Below are 19,211 nucleotides of genomic sequence, written 5' to 3'. Positions count from 1 at the left end.
AATCAAGTGTAAATTGTCAAAATTTTCTTTTCAAATAGCCAACAGAAATCGTCGTTCTAGTAAGTCTATCTTGGCGCGACCATACATCTGCCGTTTTAACATTTTCAGTCGATTAATATGCCCTTCAACTGGGCCATTACTAACTGACATAGTTACACCTGCTTTCACAGCATCGTAGTCAGACTCTAAACTAACAGCAAAGGAGCGCAACAAAGAAACCAAGCTGTTTTTAGCTTTGTTTAACCAAGCATCGAGCTGCTCAGGCAGGCGTTGACGCACAAGAGATGCAAACTGTTGTGCTAGTTCAATAGCTGACTTCAAATCCGAATGGGCTTTTTGTAGTTGAGCGATGACTTCACGCTCATTAGGCTGTATTAATTCTGGTCGTCGCAAGACTAAAGCTGTGACGCGACTGGGGGTGAGAGGACGATGGGCGCAAGAGCTAACCCTGGGGGAAGCGTTTTTTCTTGAACCTTTTGCTGGCTCAAATCCGGGCAAGGTCTTGAGATAACGAGTGAAGCGAGCGACCGTGGCATAACTACCGGTATAGCCGCAGGTGCGAATTTCTTCAAACAGTTCTTGGGTGTTGTGGTTCCCGCTATTCCAGCGACTGAGGAGGTAATCATGATAAGGGTTGAGAAGACTCAGACCGTGGTCGCTACGTTCACGACGTTCGGTAAAAGTTGAGCTACGCAAGTAATTGAATACGGTAGTTTTAGAAACTCCCAGCTCTTGAGCGATTGCTAGCCCTGATAAGCCAATAGACCGCAGTCTCCAAACTTGCTCATGGATTTCTCTGCGTCTATCCCGTGCTTTGGCGGATTGAACTTTTCTTTTTAAAGATGTGTTTTGGGGAAACCTTGGCACAACTGGACTCTTATTAGTCTCAGCAATCATGGAAAGGTTGTTTGCTGTTTCCACCTCTAAATGCACTTTAGTATCAGTATTAAAGACTTGTTTTTCCACTTCTTTTAGTGTTTTGGCGTGATTACCAAAGACTTGATAAAGCGTTTGAGATAAGTTCTGCAATAGATGAAAGCGGTCTGCAACTTGAATGGCTTCTGGCGCACCTTGGCGAATACCACTTTCATAAGTTTTTGACCGATCTCGTGAGACGACTTTGACACCAGGGTGAGCTTTTAACCATTCTGCCAAAGTTTCAGCCTTTGCATCTTTGAGTAGAGCAATTGGTCGTCTGCGTTCGAGATCAATTAGTGCTGTGCCGTAAGTTTTACATTTACGAAAACAAAAGTCGTCTACCCCAAGAGTATGTGGCGTTACGATGGGTGGTAGTGGAATTGAGCGGACTAAATTTAATAGCGTGTTGCGAGAAACTTTTATCCCCAAGTCCTGTGAGAGTCTTACCCCTGCTGCACCACCATTAGCTAAACCAATCGCACTCAGTCTTTGAGCTAAACGTAGAGTTCTTCTCGCCCAAGGTGCGGTAACATTGGTCAGCCTTTCTGCAAAAATGCGCCGTTTACACAATTTATTAAGGCAAAAAAACTTCCGCACCCTTAACTGTAAAGTAATGCTGTAATCAGCCCAGGGTAAATCTGCTAACTTTCGCTCATAGCGACTATGAATTTTATGAGTTGGTTGGTTACAAACTGGACAATTAACTACTCTATTGATAGCAGAAACAATCAACTTTATCTGAGTTTTTATCTCGTCAAGAATGCAATTTTCAAGTTTCAGGTTTGCTGAATCTGGTAATAGATAACTTAGCACTGACATAACCAAGCTGAGGCTTATCCCTCAAATGTTTGATGGAGTGAAGTTTGACGTATCTCAATTATATCTTTCTAACTTCTGCCTTCTGCCTTCTGCCCTCTGCCTTCCCCCAACCAAGATCACCAAAAGTTGCCAAGAACCATATTATGCTTCAAGGTTTAATTACTGAGTATATTGAAATACTGACACTACTAGATTACTCATCAATAAATGCTTGATAGGCGGTTATTTGAAGTTAAGTAATCAGCAAAATAGTACAACTTTTGCTACTGATGGGTTTGAGCCAATATATCTAATCTGAGGAATTGCTGTACTGTTAGATTAGTGAGATTAACTAAAGATACAGAAAATTTAGCTGATTTTTGGAAAAATTTTCCTGGAAGTCAGTGAAAATTTTGCTGTTTATTATGGTGCTGCAATTATTTTCCAAGAGAATTGCAGTTGTCAGGGTTGGTACTAAGTGGCTGGATCAAATTTAGTAATTTGGTTGCCACAAATAAAGGTACTAACTCGAATTTGACCTGCTCAATTAATTGAGCTATAGACTACACGTCAACCTAGGCGATCGCAGTTATAACAAGATACCTAAAAAATCTCCAAAATTTGCCTTTCATTCATATTTATATACTAAATTGCTCGCTGAGTGCCATCCATGAAAACACTGCCTATTAGTCGATACAGATTTTTTCAGAAACTACAACCCTTATCACTGTTAAAGAAAATTACAGGTAAGACTGTAACTGGTTGTTTACAAGTGTTTAGTACATCTGGTGCTTGGTCGATATACGTAGAAGAAGGTAAACTCATTTATGCCTGCTACTCAGAAAGGATGTTTGAGCCGCTTTACCGACATTTACAGAGTTTAAGCCAAGAAATTACCACCATTCCTAGAGAAATTAACGAGCAATTGCGAGCCATATTTGAGACTGGAATTGAAAATCAATCTATCCCCAATCCAGATTATCTAGCTATTTGTTGGTTAGTTAATCAGAAATATATCAGTCCTGGACAAGCAGCCATATTGATAGAGCATTTGGCTTTAGAAGTCTTACAGACATTTTTAGTTTTAGAGGAAGGCAGTTACGAATTTATTCCAGAAAGTTTTTTAGATGACTTGCCAAAATTTTGTTACTTGAATCTGCGCTTATTGGTAGAACAGTGTCAACAACGTGGCAATGTTCATGAAGGATACAAAAGAGAAGTAGATGAGCGAGATTCAGTAATACAAAAAGACAATATACAATCACCAATGAATAGCAGACAAAGTTATTATACTCATACCAAACCAAGAACTGAACCGCGATTACCAAATATAGATTCCAAACGCTACGGTTCTCAATATGTAAATGCTAATAATGGCTATCAGCAAATAGCATCACCCTCTGCGGATAGTAAAGTATATACGATATTTTGTATTGATGATAGCCCAATTGTATTAAATACTATCAAGAATTTTTTAGATGAGCAAATATTTTCGGTGATTGGAGTCACAGATTCCTTAAAAGCTTTAATGGAAATTCTACGTACAAAGCCAGACATTATTTTATTAGATGCTGATATGCCAGATTTAGATGGTTATGAGCTATGTTCTTTGTTGCGTAAGCATTCATATTTTAAAAATACACCCATAATTATGGTGACTGCAAAAGCTGGGCTAATTGATCGAGCTAGAGCTAAGATAGTCAGAGCATCAGGGCATTTAATTAAACCTTTTACTCAGGGAGATTTACTAAAAGTAATTTTTAAACACATTGTGTAATTTCCCCTTTACAAAATTAAATGTCGCAAATAACTTATTGTTATGGAGATTCAGAATTGAGTATTACTTGGGTGGGGAAAATTCTGATTATTAAAGACTCCCTTAGCGAATTAGACTTAATTAGTAATTATCTAGAAGATCAGGGATATCAAATTATTAAGACCAATACCGCTAAAGCCGGCTTAGAAATAGCCTTAGAAGTAAAGCTAGATGCAATTGTTACTGATGTAGTAATGCCGGGAAAAAGTGGCTTTGAGTTATGCCGTTTTTTGAAAAGTCATCAGACTTATCAAAATATCCCAATTGTAGTTTGTAGCGCCCATAATCAGGAAATGTACCGAATGTGGGCGAAGAAGCAAGGTGTTGATGCTTATTTTATCAGACCTTTTATAGTCGAAGATTTATTGAGTGCTATTCAATCTCTAGGAGTATAAATATATTAAGAGGGTGTTTGAAAAGTCAGGTATGTTGTAAAAAAGCTCTCTCAGTATACGCTGTGAATAGATAATCAACAGCACCGAGAGAGCGACATGAGTAAAGCTTACCCCAGTAACCTGAGCCTCGCACAATATGAATTTCTTAGCGACTTGATTCCAGAAGGGAAACCGGGTGGTCGTAAGCGTGAAGTCGATATGTGGGAAGTCCTGAATGCAATTTTTTACATCCTGCTAGAAGGAGTGAGATGGCGATGCCTACGGCGGGCTACGCCTACGCTACCTGGGGACTTTCCTACGAGAGCAAACAGTGTACACATATTTCCGAAACTGGCGTAAAGACGGGACATGGTTGCACATTCACGATAGTCTCCGAGAGTGGACGAGAATCGAAATTGAACGTCATCCGAGTCCATCGGAAGCGATAATTGATAGCCAAAGCGTCAAGAGTGCGGCAATGGTGAGTCAATCAGTAGGCTTTGATGCTGGCAAGAAAATCAAAGGACGCAAGAGATTTATGACCGTTGATACCTTGGGGTTAGTGCTGCGGGTTTTGGTAACAGCAGCCAATGTCGGTGAGCGAGAAGGAGGCAAACAAGTTCTCCAACGAGTTAAACAGTCTCAGCCACAATCTCGGTTAACCACCATCTGGGTTGATGGTGGCTTTGATGGGGAACCGTTCATGCAGTGGGTCATGAATTTTTGTCGCTGGATTGTACAGGTGGTGCTGCGACCAGAGCAAAGCAAGGGCTTTGTTTTACTCAAAAAACGTTGGGTGGTGGAACGCACTTTTGGCTGGTTCATGGGATGTCGGCGATTGGTCAGAGATTATGAATTATTGCCCGAAACCTCAGAAACTTTTATCTATCTTGCAATGATCCGTATTATGGTGAAGCGATTGGCTTAATTTTTGACTCCCTAAAACTTTTCAAACATCCTCTAAGACTGGCAACATTAAGTACAAATTAAATAAAAACTTTTACACAATTAAATTTACTTGAGTTATACCTTGGCGCATTTCGTATTGTCGCTTTAACCAAGATTGTTTAATGGGTTTATGGAGTAACGGAGTCAGTTGAGCTAACAGCGATCGCAGCAGTGGATTTTTTCGCAATCTTTCACCTTGTCTAGCTTCCTGTAATTGCAGTTGCTGGGAGCGGATAATTTCTGGCTCACGTTCTGCTTGAATAAGCGACAGTGCTAAGTCAATTTCCTGATGTTCAGCTTTTGCTTGTAACAACGGGACTAGGTGATTAGCAGCAACAATTACATCACGTAATGCTAAATTGATACCTTGAGCGCGGACAGGAGACATAGGATGTGCCGCATCACCTAAAAGTATTACCCCAGGTGAGTGCCATTGTGGACAACAACCAACGACAACCGACAGCTTAATAGGGGATTCTATACTATCTGCATGATTACGGAAATGCTCTGCCAACCATGCAGGTGAAATTGAGGCAAAAATTTCTGCCCAGTCAGCTTGTTTCCAGTCAGTTTTTTCATTTGCGGATATTACCCAAGCTAGGTGCAATTTTCCTGACTCTGCCCCATGAAAAATACTAAAAGCTTGATCACCATGCACAATAGTACAAAACACATTATCTTTAACAAACTGGGGATTGGCAGCCAGTTTGAACCAGAGAACATCCATATTTTTAGGCTGGCGTACCAATTTCAATCCTGCACGTTCTCGCACCACTGAGTTACGACCATCTGCACCGATGACTAAATCAGCAGTAAGTTGTCGCCCATCACTCAGTAATACACCAACAACACGCTGATTACTCCAGCATAAATCTTTAACAGAAACACCCTGGATAAATTTGAACCAATCATGAATTTGAGCTTGCGAAATCAATGCTTGGAGTAATGAAGGTTGTGAAACCAGTGTACAGGGACGAGTTGCCCCCATTGGCTCCTCTACTCGAAACAATTGTTTCTTCTCGATGATGAATTCCCAGGCGTTCAATGCTCGATGAGGGATATCATCTAACAATGCAGATAATCCCATTTGTGCGAGTGCATCTAACCCACTGGGCATTAATCCTTCACCACGAAAGACACGATGAAAATCCTTTGCCGCTTCAATTAGTGTCACTGCGATACCACGTTTTACAAGGAGGAAGGCTAATGCTGCACCTGTTGGACCTGCACCTACAATTACAACTTGCGACATCTTATCTTTCCTCCAAGATTTAAGTTTGCAGTTTGATTAAAATAATTTTAATTTTGTCAAGTTTTGCTCTGATTATCCAACAGGACGACACCCAGATAAAATATTGTGCATATTCACCACCGCACCAATAACTGCGATCGCCGGGGCTTCAAATCCAGTTTTCTCGACTAATTCCGCAATATTTCCCAACTCCCCAATTAATTCTTCCTGTTCGGGACGTGTACCCCAACGTACTAAAGCAATTGGTGTTTGTGAACTCAACCCTGCCTTAGTTAACTCTTCCACAATGTAAGGCAGATTGTGAATACCCATGTAAATGACAATTGTTTCCGAACCGTGGGCGATCGCTTGCCAATCTACCTGCGGTCTATACTTACCTGCCGCCTCATGCCCGGTCACAAAAGTCACAGAAGAACTGTATAATCTATGGGTTAAAGGTATGCCTGCATAAGCTGGCGCAGCAATACCCGAAGTAATTCCTGGCACAACTTCCACCGGAATACCTGCGGCTACTAAATCAGCCATTTCTTCCCCACCACGACCAAAAATGAAGGGATCACCACCTTTGAGCCTAACCACAATCGCGTGTTCCCGTGCCTTTTCGATGAGGGTTTGGGTTGTTTCATCTTGTAAAAGTGAATGTCTACCCCGACGCTTACCAGCGTTGATTTGCTCTGCTTGGGGATTAATCATTGCTAAAATTGCCGGACTCACCAAGGCATCATAAATTACCACATCAGCACATTCCAGGATACCCTTACCTTTAAGTGTCATTAACCCTGGATCTCCTGGCCCCGCACCTACCAAATAAACTTTACCCAAACTCTTTTGTGCTTCCTTGTCTGTGCGGTTCATGAGTGAATTAAATCCCCAATCAAATTAGCTAATTCGTCATTTGCTCCTAGAGGTGCAGCCAGGTAAAAATTCACCCCAGGAAATTGTAATTTTAACTTGTCAACTGCTTGAGCGATCGCATCAGTTATGCCACCAGAGAATAGAAAGTATGGCAAAATTGCAATTTCTTTGTTGCCAAAGGCAATTAACTCTTGTACCCGTGATTCTAAAGTAGGAGAGATCGACCAATACGCGGTAGTGACTCCCAAATTCACCGCCAGAGTTTCTACAGGCTGTTGAGAACCTGGACGACGGCTACCATGAGATAATAAAATTCCTGCTTCTGCTTTGATGCTAGCTATTTGCTGTTGAAAAAATATCTCTAAACCGGAGTGACTACCTAAATATGGTTGTAACTCAATTGTGATATCTTCACCGACAACCTGTTTCGCCAGTGCTACTTCAGTTGGAATATCCGTCATCACATGAACACCCGGTAACAAAAAGATGGGAATAATTTTGAGGCGATCGCATCCCAATAACACAGCACTTTGGGCAAACTGTCGAATCTGCTCATGCAAAGGTTCATGGCTGACTTCTAAGGTTGCTGTACCTACAAATTTTTCTGGTATTTGCAGCTGACGAGCAACTAATCCAGCTAGTTGCTGCATAGCAATTTCTGGACGAGGATCACGACTTCCGTGAGATACAAGCAGGTAAGCAGATGACATGAGCGTTAAAATTCCTGAGAATTTTAAACCACAGAGATACAAAGATTTAATTTGTTCTGGTATGAGTGGTTTATGGGAAATATTTACTATCGTACAAAATATTTAAGCAAATCTTAATAAATCGCCAACCTTGCACTCACAGCGTTTATATGTCGCCACCACTGAGTCCCACCAGCCCACACACGGGAGGGTAAATGTCCTTGAGGAGATGCCCCATTAAAAGAGAATTGCCAATTGGGGGGAGAATGGGAGTTATGTAACTTCCAACCAACGGCGGCGCAAAACCTGACATAATCACAGTCAACGCTTTCGTAAATTTGCTTCTGGACACTAAAACCAAAACGCCCTTGACTGTACTTGCTCCATAACTGGTCAATTATTTGTAAATCCTCACAGGGTAACTTGGCAAGATCACCCATGAATAGATAACTACCCACTGGTTTAGAGATAGCTTGACACATCACCGCCCAAGTTTCCTGATCTGCTAGTTGCCATTGTTTAGCAGCGAGTAAATCCCGTAGTTGATGGTAATCAACTCCTACCTCAGAATACAGGGTATTAACTGGCTGTTGTTTAACGGTAGGGGGACAGCAGTTTAGTGCTTGTAAAACTTCAGCCGCAGATTTGTAGCGTTGAGCAATGGCATTGTGCAGCAGTTTGTCCAGAATTTCGGCGAGTTGCTTGCTGATAGTATTCCCTGGTAATAGATAATCACGCCAGACCCAGCGATCGCTAGCTACATCAAACAAATCAAAAGGGGAAATGTCCGTTAACAAGTGAATACAGGTAACACCTAAACTGTAAAGATCACTTGCGGGTAATGATTTCCCCCGCGTTTGTTCAGGAGCCATATATTCTGGACTGCCTATGGTAGTGCCTGTTTGTAGTAAAGCTGTAGCGGTGATATGTTTAGCAACTCCAAAGTCAATTAAAACTAATTTACCTTGCGAGGAATTGCGGATGATGTTGGCTGGCTTGATGTCCCGGTGAATGATTTGCTTATCATGGATAAATTGCAACACTGGTAATAACTCTTGCAAGAGTCGCCCAATTTGGGGTTCGTGAAAGACTCCATTTTGTTGCAACTCCTCTTTGAGTGTTTGTCCAGGAATCCATTCTTCCACTAAATACAGTCGATTTTCCTGTTCAAAGTACCCCAGCAGCTTTGGTATTTGGGGATGTTGCAACTCATCTAAGCGCACTGCTTCCTGACGAAATAATTTCACTGCTTGATGGTAACTTCTACCATATTGGGCTGGAAAACTAAATTGTTTGATGACACACCTGGGTTGAGAGGGTAGATGCTCATCCACAGCTAAAAAAGTTATACCAAAGCCACCATGACCAATCAGACGCAGTAGGTGATAACGGTGATTGAGCAATAGATTTTCACCACATTTTAGACAAATTTGAGCCGTATCTGGGTTGTGGGAATATAAACAGCCAGTATTGGGACAGAGTTTCATCACCAGAGGTTTTTCCAGCACTTATCCCTCATTATTCCCGATTCCATACTCCCTATTGTTGTTCTGCGGTGTAAGTATAGAAGTTATTAAATGCGCCTACGGTTTCAAATCTGTAGGAAGGTATCCAGTTACTCACTTTTAATTCTGTCCGGTACACACTAAAAAAAATCAAGTTTTGTCTTTCGGTAGTTGCTGCCATGATTTGCCGCAGTTGGGGGTTAGCCGAATCTATCAGTTTGTCACATTTAGCATTAATGAACCGTTCTATGAGCTTGGATGTTTGATTGCAGACATCTTTTTTTAGGTATGATGTTAGTCGCTGCACAGCATACTCCTCATATGCAGGCTGACTGGGGTTGGTGTTGGTCATCACTACCCCCAACACAGATGCTAAACCCATAGCTCCCAAGTATGCCACAATATTCAAGAATTTCATATTTCAGCTTGATTTTCCTAGATATGGGTTAGATTCTCCAGACTGGAAATGAACAATGTCCGTTCCTGTCGAAAAAAGTTGTGGATCAATTTCGCAAAGTCATGCTAGAATAAGGAACGTCAATGGCGAGCGTAGCCAAGTGGTTAAGGCAGTGGATTGTGGTTCCACCACTCGTGGGTTCGAGTCCCATCGTTCGCCCTTTAGCACCGTCAAACCGTATCTTCTGTTTTTCAGAACTACTGCTTGATTAAGGAATAATATACTCAATAAAACCTAAAAAACCAGAAAGGTTTTATTAAACATTTTAGTTGATTTGCATAGAGATTGTTAATTTTGCGATGATAGTATGGGCGATCGCAAATCCTACTCTAGATATTAGAAGCAGCAATAATCGCTGAAAGCTTCACTAATGCGAAGTATTGATCAGAATATAGGCGATCGCTGTCCGGCAAAAGTTAAACGCAATGTCCGCTTTAAGCAATGCGCTTCCATAAAGCATCCAAAAATTGCCAGATAGGTTATTTGATCTTTACTGAGTATTTTCAAAAATCAAATAGAAGTCCTATATTCAGCAACGGAGATAATATTTAGATTAATATGTTTACAGCAAACTTTACAATTATTGATTTGAAGTTCTGGCGTGAAGGGAATACATCCCGTTGGGATGCTTCTGTGATGAGGGGTGATGTTAAAGTGAAACAGCAAGCTTGGCAACCTTGGCGCAGATTAATTTCTCAGGTTTATTGTCATTTTATTGTCATAATTGATTGTTAGTAGTTAGCTAATAATCAAACTTTGAAGATTCTACCTTGACTCAGAGTTGTTCAGTGGGGAGTGCAGAGTCAGGCAAGGGGAAAATATTTTCATTTTTTGTGGTGTACGAAGTTCATAGGGAATACCTATGAGAAATTGTGAGGCCAATAAAATGACAGCAACTAATCAAAATCCTGTACAGCTGCAACAATGGCATAATTTACCTGCATCAACGGTAGCAGAAAACTTAGGCACAAATCTCGACACAGGTTTGACTTCAGATGAAGTGGCAAAACGACGAGAACGTTTTGGTACTAATGAACTCAAAGCTAAACCTGGAAAAAGTCCATTGGTGAGGTTTTTATTACAATTTAACCAGCCGTTGCTGTACATTTTGCTCATCGCAGGTGCAGTCAAAGCTGCAATTGGGCAATGGGTAAATGCTTGGGTAATTTGGGGCGTAACCCTAATTAACGCCATTATTGGTTTTATTCAAGAATCGAAAGCAGAAAGCGCGATCGCAGCCTTAGCTTCTTCAGTCCAAACCAATGCAACTATCCTCCGCAACCATCAAAAGGTACAAGTTCCTTCAGCCGATTTAGTTCCAGGGGATGTTGTCTTACTCACTTCGGGTGATAAAGTACCAGCAGATTTGCGCCTTGTACAATCCCGCAATCTCCAAGTTAATGAATCAGCACTCACAGGTGAGTCGGTGGCTGTGGAAAAAAACACCCAACCCCTGAATCCAGATGCACCTTTAGCAGAACGTAGTAACATGGCTTATGCTGGCAGCTTTGTTACCTTTGGTACTGGTAAAGGAATTGTAGTTGCCATTGGTGAAGCAACGGAAACTGGGCGCATCTCCCAACTTATGGAGCAAGGCACAAGCCTGAAAACTCCCCTGACTCGGAAATTTGATAAATTTAGCCGCACGTTACTATACATTATTCTCGGCATCGCCGCCCTGACCTTTGCCGTTGGGCTGGGATACGGCAATTCCTGGACAGAGATGTTTGAGGCGGCGATCGCCTTTGCTGTGAGTGCCATTCCCGAAGGTTTACCTGCTGTAGTCACAGTGACATTAGCAATAGGGGTTTCCCGCATGGCACGCCGTCATGCGATCGTGCGGAAGTTGCCAGCCGTGGAAACTCTTGGCGGTGCTACAGTCATCTGTTCTGATAAAACTGGGACACTCACCGAAAACCAAATGACTGTACAGGCAATTTATGCAGGTGGTAAACAATATACAGTCACTGGTACAGGCTATGTTCCCGAAGGAGAAATTTTATTAGCTGAACAGCCAATCAATTGGGATCATTCTCCTGTGTTGGCAGAATGTCTCAAAGCAGGGTTGTTATGTAATGACTCACACCTAGAACAAAAGGAAGGACAATGGCAGGTTGTCGGTGATCCCACAGAGGGAGCATTGATAGTTGCTGCTAATAAAGTGCAACTGGAACGCACTCAGGTAGAGCAAGCAATGCCTAGACTGGATGTGATTCCCTTTGAGTCTGAGTTTCAATACATGGCAACTTTGCATGAAGATGGGAGTAGGGGCGACAGAACTATCTATGTTAAAGGTTCGGTAGAGGCGATTCTGCAACGTTGTCAGCAAATGTTAGAGGCTGAGGCTAATCTGTCTTCTATAAATCCAGACACCATCCATCAACAAGTTGATGCTATGGCACATCAGGGTTTACGGGTGCTGGCTTTTGCTAAAAAATCTGTCTCAGTTGCTCAAGATACACTAGAACATACAGATATTGACAAAAATTTGGTTTTCTTGGGATTGCAAGGGATGATTGATCCCCCCAGGAAAGAAGCGATCGCCGCCGTGGCAGCCTGTCAAAATGCTGGTATCCAGGTCAAAATGATTACAGGCGATCATGCTGTAACTGCACGAGCGATCGCTGAACGGATGGGCTTTAATCAACATGGTGAAGTTCTGGCTTTCACTGGTAGCCAACTTGCCCAAATGGAAAAATCAGAACTGGCTACAGCCATTGAAGACGGGGTAGTGTTCGCCCGTGTTGCACCAGAGCAGAAACTCCGCATTGTAGAAGCCCTACAATCTAAAGGCGAAATTGTGGCAATGACGGGGGATGGTGTCAACGATGCACCAGCCTTAAAACAAGCAGAGATTGGGATTGCAATGGGGGCTGCGGGTACAGAGGTAGCCAAAGAAGCCGCAGACATGATTTTAACTGATGATAATTTCGCCTCTATAGAAGCGGCGGTAGAAGAAGGGCGGACTGTATATCGCAATTTATTAAAAGCGATCGCCTTTATCCTACCTGTCAACGGCGGTGAATCGATGACAATTTTAATTAGTGTCCTACTCGCTAGAGCATTGCCGATTTTATCTTTACAAGTGCTATGGCTAAATATGGTGAATTCCATCGCCATGACTGTACCCCTAGCCTTTGAGCCAAAGTCCCCGCGAGTCATGCAACGCCAACCGCGTAGTCCCCGCGAACCTTTACTTTCCCGCAGTTTAATCAAGCGCATCCTGGCAATTTCTATCTTTAACTGGATTTTGATTTTTGGTGTATTTGAATGGATACGACAAACTACAGGAAATATTGCTTTAGCCCGAACAATGGCAATTCAAGGGTTAGTAGCTGGGAGATTATTTTATCTTTTAAGTATTAGTCAATTAGGAATAGCTATAATTAATCGACTGCGGGGAATCAGACAAACATTCAGTGATGCTTCAGTTATGGGAATTGGTATTGCTTGTGCGATAATTCTACAAATCATCTTCAGTCAATGGAGCTTGATGAATCGTTTATTCTCTACTGCTCCACTGAATTTACAACAATGGTTTATTTGTTTGCTTGTGGGCTTACCCATGATTCCACTAGCAATCTTAGTTAATCGTTTTGATCCTCTAGATTGATTAGAGTTTAGCACTCATCGCTTGCTGTCTTTGCGGTGTTTTAAATCCTACATTTTGACCTTCTTGACTTAAAGGAATTTCAATCCAAAACTCACATCCTTGACCCGGTTCTGATTGACACCGCAGCACCCCAGAGTGCTTTTCCACAATAATTTGGTAACTAATTGATAAGCCTAAACCTGTACCCTGACCGACAGGTTTGGTAGTGAAAAAGGGATCAAATAGTTTTTGTTTTACTTGTTCGGTCATTCCTGGGCCATTGTCGGCAATTCTGACTACTACTCGGTCATGATTAATTAGTTCAGTTCGAATTATAATCTGGCTAGGATTTGCTTCTATCTCTGACTGAGAACGTTCATCATTGTAGCTATTGAGAGCATCAATAGCATTATTAATAATATTTAAAAATACCTGGTTTAACTGCCCAGCATGACATTCTACCAGAGGTAATTCGCCGTACTCTTTTATAATTTCAATTTTGGCTTGATCAGGTTTAGCTTTGAAGCGATTTTGCAAAATTAACAGTGTATTATCAATTCCTTCGTGAATATCAACCTCTTTCATCTCCGCTTCATCCAAACGTGAGAAATTACGTAAAGACAAAACAATCTGCTGAATACGCTGAGAACCCATTTTCATGGAGGTAAGAATTTTGGGCAGATCTTCTTGGATGAATTCCAAATCCATGTCCTCAGCTTTGATCTGAATTCTCTCCCCTGGATTGGGAAACTCTTCTTGGTAGAGGCTGACTAACTCTAATAAATCTTGGGTATATTCACTAGCATGAGTGACGTTGCCGTAAATAAAATTTACAGGATTATTGATTTCATGCGCTACCCCAGCTACTAACTGACCTATGGTAGACATTTTCTCAGTTTGAATCAATTGGGCTTGGGTACTTTTTAGCTCTTCCAAAGCTTTTTGCAGTTCTAACTCTGCTTGTTTGCGTTCAGTAATTTCCAACTCCAAACGTTGGTTCATGTCAGTTAATTCTGTGTTTTTTAGCAGTGTTTCTCGCAACTGAGCTAACTTAACTGCCATGTGGTTAAATGCTTGAGCCAAGTCCGCGATTTCATCATCTGTGCGAATATCTAAACGATAATCGAAGTTACCTTTGGCAATCTCATCTGTTCCCAATTGTAAATGCTGCAAAGACTTGATGGTTGGCCGCCAAATTAGCATAAATTTACCAGCAAAGAGCATCAAAATCACTGCCACAACCACAAAGGAGATAATTCTCTGCACTTGATGCAGGTTTTCTAAATCTTGTTCTACTACAAATCTTTCCTGATCAGCACGCTGAATCAATTCATTCAAAAACAATTCAATATCTCTATTAAAGGAATTGATCGCTCGAAAATATTGTGGTGAATCTGCTAGATTAATTTTTTGAGAATTTGGCTCAGTTAATTGATTGGCCATGCGGTACAGAAACTGATGACGGCGACGAATAACAGTTATTTCTGGCGCATTTGGCATTAAGTTTTCTAACTGATTAAGAGAATTGATAAACTCAGTTTGAGCATTTTTTATCTCTGTGTTGTGATTCTGGAATAACACAGCATCTTTGAGGGCAATAATTTCTGACTTTAAGGCGTTATCTGCTTTTAAAGCAGCTTTAATAGTTTCGGTAGTTTCATAACTTTTCTCTTGAACAGTGCGCTTAATTTGCTGAACAACTATGATATTACCAATGAGAATCGCCATTACCAGTCCAACAGATACAGCAGCACTTGTGAGTAACTTGGTAGAGATTTTCATGGCTGGGGGAAATTTATTAAATTGAGTTCTTGGCGGAGTTGTTGAATAGGAGTATAGTCGGCAGGAACAACAAGCGTATATCCAGCTGATTCACTTCCCCCAATACCCTCAAAACTATCTGGAATACTCACAAAAGCTTGCTTGAGTTGATGAATTAACTCAGGAGATAGTTTCTCCGACACCACTATCGGGAAAGTGGTGATGGGGGTAGATTCCCACAGAATTCTGAAATTTTGGGGTTTAACTACACCAGTTTTTTGCTGCTGATGGTAGGAAGAAATATTAGTGGCGGCAGCATCAACCACACCAGTTTCTAGTGCTGCTATACTCTGAATATGGTTGCCTGCATAGATGACTTGGGCAAAATCTCGCTCAGGATTAATTCCCTGTTTTTTCAACTCCGCCAATGGCATGAGATAACCAGAAGTAGAAGATTGCTCTACAAAAGCAACGCGCTTGCCTTTGAGGTCTTTTAAACTTGTGATATTGCTGTTGGCTCTGACAACAATACCAGCCCGATACCAAGGTTGCCCTGTATGTTGATCGATGGGAGCTACCAAAGGTTGAATTTTTGCTCCTTTTTCTACAGCTTCCAGATAAGTCACAGGTTCTAGATAAGCGATATCCACATGGTTTTGAATTAGCCAATCGACAATTTCCTGATCATCCTTGGCTATTTGAATCTCAACTTCTCGCCCTAGATATTTTTCTAGGTAATCGTCTAAGGGTTTGAGCATCCGTTCTTGTTCTGTGGGATTGGGGACAGTTTGTACTCCAATTCTCAATTTAGGTAGATTTTCTTGGCTACTAACTGAGATGCTATGACTCCCATAGACTGTGCCTTGCCTTTCCCTTGCCCTTCTTGATACCCTGATATCTGGGATTGGCGATGATGTTAAGGTTTGATTAGTAATTAGCTGATTACGAGTGGAGCTGTTGTCATGATTACAGCCCATCAGCAGGTGGGATGCGATCGCAGCTAAAATTAAGGTCTGGCTCTTGAATAAACTGCGTTTGCTAACCAGCCAATGTCCGGCTGTGTTCATAGGGTAAGACTCAGATTATAGATATTGCAAATCAATTTTAAGTGTTGATTTACCTACATAGAATTAGCCAACTATATTTTTCTCGAAAGGAAGATTTTGCTGTAGTCATAATTCTTGTGATTTTTGAGTTGTAATATCACGAGTTACAGCATAAATCACCAATTTTGAAGTATCTATGATTTCTGTTCCATAACCAAGGTAATAGATTTGGTGGTGAATGCCGTAAAGTTTATACAAACACTTGTATCTTAATTTTGTCACACCAGTAGTAGATTCCACAAGGAAATTAATTTCAATGCCTGCTTTTAGTCCCTTCATCGGTGAACTGTATCTTTCTCCATATCCTGATTTCGCTCCGGCAGGATTTCTTCCAGCCAACGGGCAACTTCTGCCAATCAACCAAAATACAGCCCTCTTTGCTCTGTTAGGAACCACCTATGGAGGAGATGGACGAACCACGTTCGCACTACCAAATATTTCTCCACCTGTTTACGGAGTTGAATACCTCATAGCTACTCAAGGTTTCTTTCCTAGCCGAGATGGAAGTTTCCCAGGAGAAGACACATTAATAGGTGAAATCCTACTTTTTCCTTACAATTTTATACCTAGGGGTTTTGCTCCCGCCAATGGTCAAACTCTGCCAATCATTCAAAATACAGCTCTTTTTTCGCTGTTAGGAACCACTTATGGGGGAGATGGACGAATTAACTTTGCACTACCGAATCTTACTTCGCCAATCCCCAACACTCAGTATGCGATCGCTCTACAAGGGATCTTTCCCAGCCGAGATCATTTTCCCACCAGTAGCAATAGATTACTTGGTGAAATTGCTTTACTGCCCTATAATTTTACGCCTAGAGGGTTTAGTGCAGCTAATGGTCAACTGCTATCAATTAATCAGAATCCAGCCCTGTTTTCTCTGTTAGGAACAACTTATGGAGGAGATGGACAAACTACCTTTGCACTACCCAATTTAACTTCACCAATCCCCAACACTCAGTATGCGATCGCTGTAGATGGTATTTATCCGCGTAGAGGAATTAGTATAACTCCTCGTGAGCCTATTCAACCACCCGTCATTCAGCAAGTGCCTGAGCATAGCAATTCTGGAATTGCTATTTTGTTAGTCGTGGCGATGCTCTCACTTTGGCATCAAGTCGGGTATTTGTTACCCTACAACAGAACATAGTATTAATTCAAAATTTATAAATGCAGCATATATATTCCCCACTACAAAATGTGGGGGTTTTGCTTTTTGTGAGTCTAATTCTGTGGTGCAAATAGGTAAAAGTTAAAATACAGCAGTTTTCATCTGGATGCGTTACACTAACCTAACTTCTAATCCCTATCAAGGTGTACTTTACCCAACCGCGAATTTGAAAGTAGCTGGTTTATTATCCAAATCTCTGTTGAAATTGGCTTCAAATTATTCTAGAAACCGCTTTGGTTAAAAATTGAGCCTTTCCAGAGCGTAGAATAGAGAGTATCACGCAGTGTTTAGGATGCTGTCCAGGGATCAAACGCGTGATGATTGATGCAACAATTACGTTTCATCTCACGTCCCCAGAACATAAACTAGCAAAAGCTGCATAGCCACAAACACCGAATAGCAGTTGAACCGTATCATAAAGTACGGTTAGTGATCAAAACCCATGAAGACCAACTGCATGAAAAACTCTTCTACGCTCAGGAAAATGTTGCAGCAGGCATTTGTTTACAGGAAGGTGTGGATGATGGGATGACCGCTTGATATTAATAGTAACTAGGATTGAGTTATTAGTCCTCTTTTCTACCAAATACCATCTGTAAAATCATGGGAATCCCCCCAGCTTGGTGATACTTATCTGCCCAAGCGCGGACGATTTCATCCAATTCTTCCATTGCCTGTTCCCATTTTTCTGGCGGAATGTCCAGTTCTTCTAAGGCTCGCATGGCGTTGGGTCTGCGTTCTGCCCAATCCTTCATCATGCGGAAATACCGTGCGGTATCTTCTACCATGATGTAGGTACGCTCCTGGTCATCTGCTGGAGCATAGAATGGACGAGTCAGAGCATAAAAGGGCATTCCCCAAGGTGAATCTATCCGTGTCACCGTGCCTGAGTAGAGCAGACGACGTTTAATATGCTCTCCTAAGGCCTCACTCAATGGCATCTGATGTTCTGGCGGTAAGTCTTCTTGCGATCGCTTATGGAGAAATTCAATTAACTCCACAAACTCAAAAGATGTGACTAACTGAGCATCTGGCAAATTACTCGGTAGTTTCTGCTCAATTTGCTTTTTCTCTTCACTGGTAAGACTGGTTCCGGGAATGCGCGATCGCCCTGGTTGCCAAGGATATTTTTCCATCCAGACATAGGGAAACTGAATCAGATAGCGCGGTTCCTGAGAACCAAGCATCTTCAGCAGTTTGCCCTCCATCAGAGCTTGTCTAACTTCCTCAACAATAATTTTGACTCGTTTTGGCTCTAGATGGTGCAAATGCCCTGTCATCCGCAGGTTCTGCCCTTGTTCTAGATATGTCATGTATATAGCACACTTAGCTGCCGTTGCCGCCGCATCTAAGAATGCCCCATGTCTATGCCCACTTGTCCGCATGGCACTGAAGGCCAGATATAGCATGATCTGATCCATTGCACTGGGACCAAGACGTTTGATCAGATCGATGTCATTACTCATATTACAAATAGGTTGAATAGCAGCTTATTAGTCTAAAAAAGTAGTTGGTCTACGCCTAAAGGAAGGTGTTATCTTCCCTTGAGAATGTATATTATGGTCTAGCTGAATGATCATGAGTAGCCAATTTGCTGATTCCTCCGTACTTTAATTGCTGATCACGAGCAACAGTGTTGTTACTATCATTATTCCTGTATCTTACCGAAAAATAACCAAATAACTGCCAGAATTTACCCATGATAGCTTTGTTCGTTACCAGTGAACTATATAATGGTTCTAATAAGTAACCTACAGGGACTTTCTCCAGTATCCGGACTTTCTCTGTTCTTCATCCAGTAATCCTCAGTAAAGTAATTTTCGCTACATTTTAGCTAACTACTCTCTAAGGTAGTTAGTACTGCGACAACAGATCACTGGAGTCTATGAGCAACAGAATATCTCTACTGAGGATGGCTTTCTGGCTTTGGATAGTTTTACTGATACATACAGCAGGGAATCGGGAACAG

Annotated in this window: 14 protein-coding genes, 1 tRNA gene and 1 pseudogene; 7 read left to right on the top strand and 9 right to left on the bottom strand. The window is 41.6% G+C overall.

Features of this window, described 5'->3' with window-relative positions; all coding sequences use genetic code 11:
- Positions 1-30 precede the first annotated feature (30 nt).
- Positions 31-1,737, bottom strand: a complete 1,707-nt coding sequence (locus NOS7524_RS20230) for an ISL3 family transposase (RefSeq protein ID WP_015137799.1) — start codon at positions 1,735-1,737, stop codon at positions 31-33.
- A 649-nt stretch (positions 1,738-2,386) separates the two neighbouring features.
- Between NOS7524_RS20230 and NOS7524_RS20225 the strand changes: the two genes are divergently transcribed.
- The 3 genes and pseudogenes from NOS7524_RS20225 to NOS7524_RS20215 all read left to right on the top strand — a co-directional run bounded on the left by NOS7524_RS20225 (position 2,387) and on the right by NOS7524_RS20215 (position 4,834).
- Positions 2,387-3,493 (top strand): response regulator, encoded by a 1,107-nt coding sequence (locus NOS7524_RS20225; RefSeq protein ID WP_015140345.1) that lies wholly within the window; start codon positions 2,387-2,389, stop codon positions 3,491-3,493.
- Positions 3,494-3,513: 20 nt separating this feature from the next.
- Positions 3,514-3,927, top strand: a complete 414-nt coding sequence (locus NOS7524_RS20220) for a response regulator (protein ID WP_015140344.1) — start codon at positions 3,514-3,516, stop codon at positions 3,925-3,927.
- Between the two features lie 96 nt (positions 3,928-4,023).
- A pseudogene (locus NOS7524_RS20215) lies at positions 4,024-4,834 on the top strand (IS5 family transposase).
- Positions 4,835-4,906: 72 nt separating this feature from the next.
- Here the strand turns inward: NOS7524_RS20215 and NOS7524_RS20210 are convergent.
- The 5 genes from NOS7524_RS20210 to NOS7524_RS20190 form a co-directional block, all read right to left on the bottom strand.
- A complete protein-coding gene (locus NOS7524_RS20210) occupies positions 4,907-6,106 on the bottom strand; it encodes an FAD-dependent oxidoreductase (RefSeq protein WP_015140343.1) in 1,200 nt (399 codons plus the stop codon).
- A 72-nt stretch (positions 6,107-6,178) separates the two neighbouring features.
- Positions 6,179-6,961 carry a uroporphyrinogen-III C-methyltransferase gene (gene cobA, locus NOS7524_RS20205; RefSeq protein WP_015140342.1) on the bottom strand — a complete coding sequence of 261 codons (783 nt, stop codon included), beginning with the start codon at positions 6,959-6,961 and terminating at the stop codon, positions 6,179-6,181.
- Positions 6,958-7,671: a sirohydrochlorin chelatase gene (locus NOS7524_RS20200; protein WP_015140341.1), complete on the bottom strand. Its 714-nt coding sequence runs from the start codon at positions 7,669-7,671 to the stop codon at positions 6,958-6,960. The genes cobA and NOS7524_RS20200 overlap by 4 nt, the downstream gene beginning before the upstream one ends.
- A gap of 113 nt (positions 7,672-7,784) precedes the next feature.
- Positions 7,785-9,158 (bottom strand): serine/threonine-protein kinase, encoded by a 1,374-nt coding sequence (locus NOS7524_RS20195; protein WP_015140340.1) that lies wholly within the window; start codon positions 9,156-9,158, stop codon positions 7,785-7,787.
- Positions 9,159-9,189: 31 nt separating this feature from the next.
- A complete protein-coding gene (locus NOS7524_RS20190) occupies positions 9,190-9,573 on the bottom strand; it encodes a DUF4359 domain-containing protein (protein ID WP_015140339.1) in 384 nt (127 codons plus the stop codon).
- 125 nt (positions 9,574-9,698) lie between these two features.
- On the opposite strand from NOS7524_RS20190, the gene NOS7524_RS20185 reads away from it, so the two are divergent.
- From NOS7524_RS20185 to NOS7524_RS20180, 3 genes are all read left to right on the top strand, one after another.
- Positions 9,699-9,771, top strand: a tRNA-His gene (locus tag NOS7524_RS20185).
- 399 nt (positions 9,772-10,170) lie between these two features.
- Positions 10,171-10,347, top strand: coding sequence for a hypothetical protein (locus NOS7524_RS30230; RefSeq protein ID WP_015140338.1), 177 nt, complete (start codon positions 10,171-10,173; stop codon positions 10,345-10,347).
- Between the two features lie 151 nt (positions 10,348-10,498).
- The gene (locus tag NOS7524_RS20180) at positions 10,499-13,225 is read left to right on the top strand and encodes a cation-translocating P-type ATPase (RefSeq protein ID WP_015140337.1); all 2,727 of its coding nucleotides are present in this window, start codon (positions 10,499-10,501) and stop codon (positions 13,223-13,225) included.
- On the opposite strand, the gene NOS7524_RS20175 is transcribed toward NOS7524_RS20180, so the two are convergent.
- Positions 13,226-14,986: a sensor histidine kinase gene (locus NOS7524_RS20175; protein ID WP_015140336.1), complete on the bottom strand. Its 1,761-nt coding sequence runs from the start codon at positions 14,984-14,986 to the stop codon at positions 13,226-13,228.
- Positions 14,983-16,032 (bottom strand): substrate-binding domain-containing protein, encoded by a 1,050-nt coding sequence (locus tag NOS7524_RS20170; protein ID WP_015140335.1) that lies wholly within the window; start codon positions 16,030-16,032, stop codon positions 14,983-14,985. The genes NOS7524_RS20175 and NOS7524_RS20170 overlap by 4 nt, the downstream gene beginning before the upstream one ends.
- Before the next feature lie 295 nt (positions 16,033-16,327).
- Here NOS7524_RS20170 and NOS7524_RS30485 point away from each other — a divergent pair, with 295 nt between their 5' ends.
- A complete protein-coding gene (locus NOS7524_RS30485; RefSeq protein WP_015140334.1) occupies positions 16,328-17,221 on the top strand; it encodes a phage tail protein in 894 nt (297 codons plus the stop codon).
- A 587-nt stretch (positions 17,222-17,808) separates the two neighbouring features.
- On the opposite strand, the gene hetR is transcribed toward NOS7524_RS30485, so the two are convergent.
- Entirely contained in the window at positions 17,809-18,708 is a 900-nt protein-coding gene (gene hetR, locus NOS7524_RS20150; RefSeq protein WP_015140333.1) for a heterocyst differentiation master regulator HetR, read from the bottom strand.
- Positions 18,709-19,211: the final 503 nt, after the last annotated feature.

The sequence above is a fragment of the Nostoc sp. PCC 7524 genome (assembly GCF_000316645.1).
Lineage (GTDB): Bacteria > Cyanobacteriota > Cyanobacteriia > Cyanobacteriales > Nostocaceae > Trichormus.
This window is presented reverse-complemented; position numbering and strand designations above follow the sequence as displayed.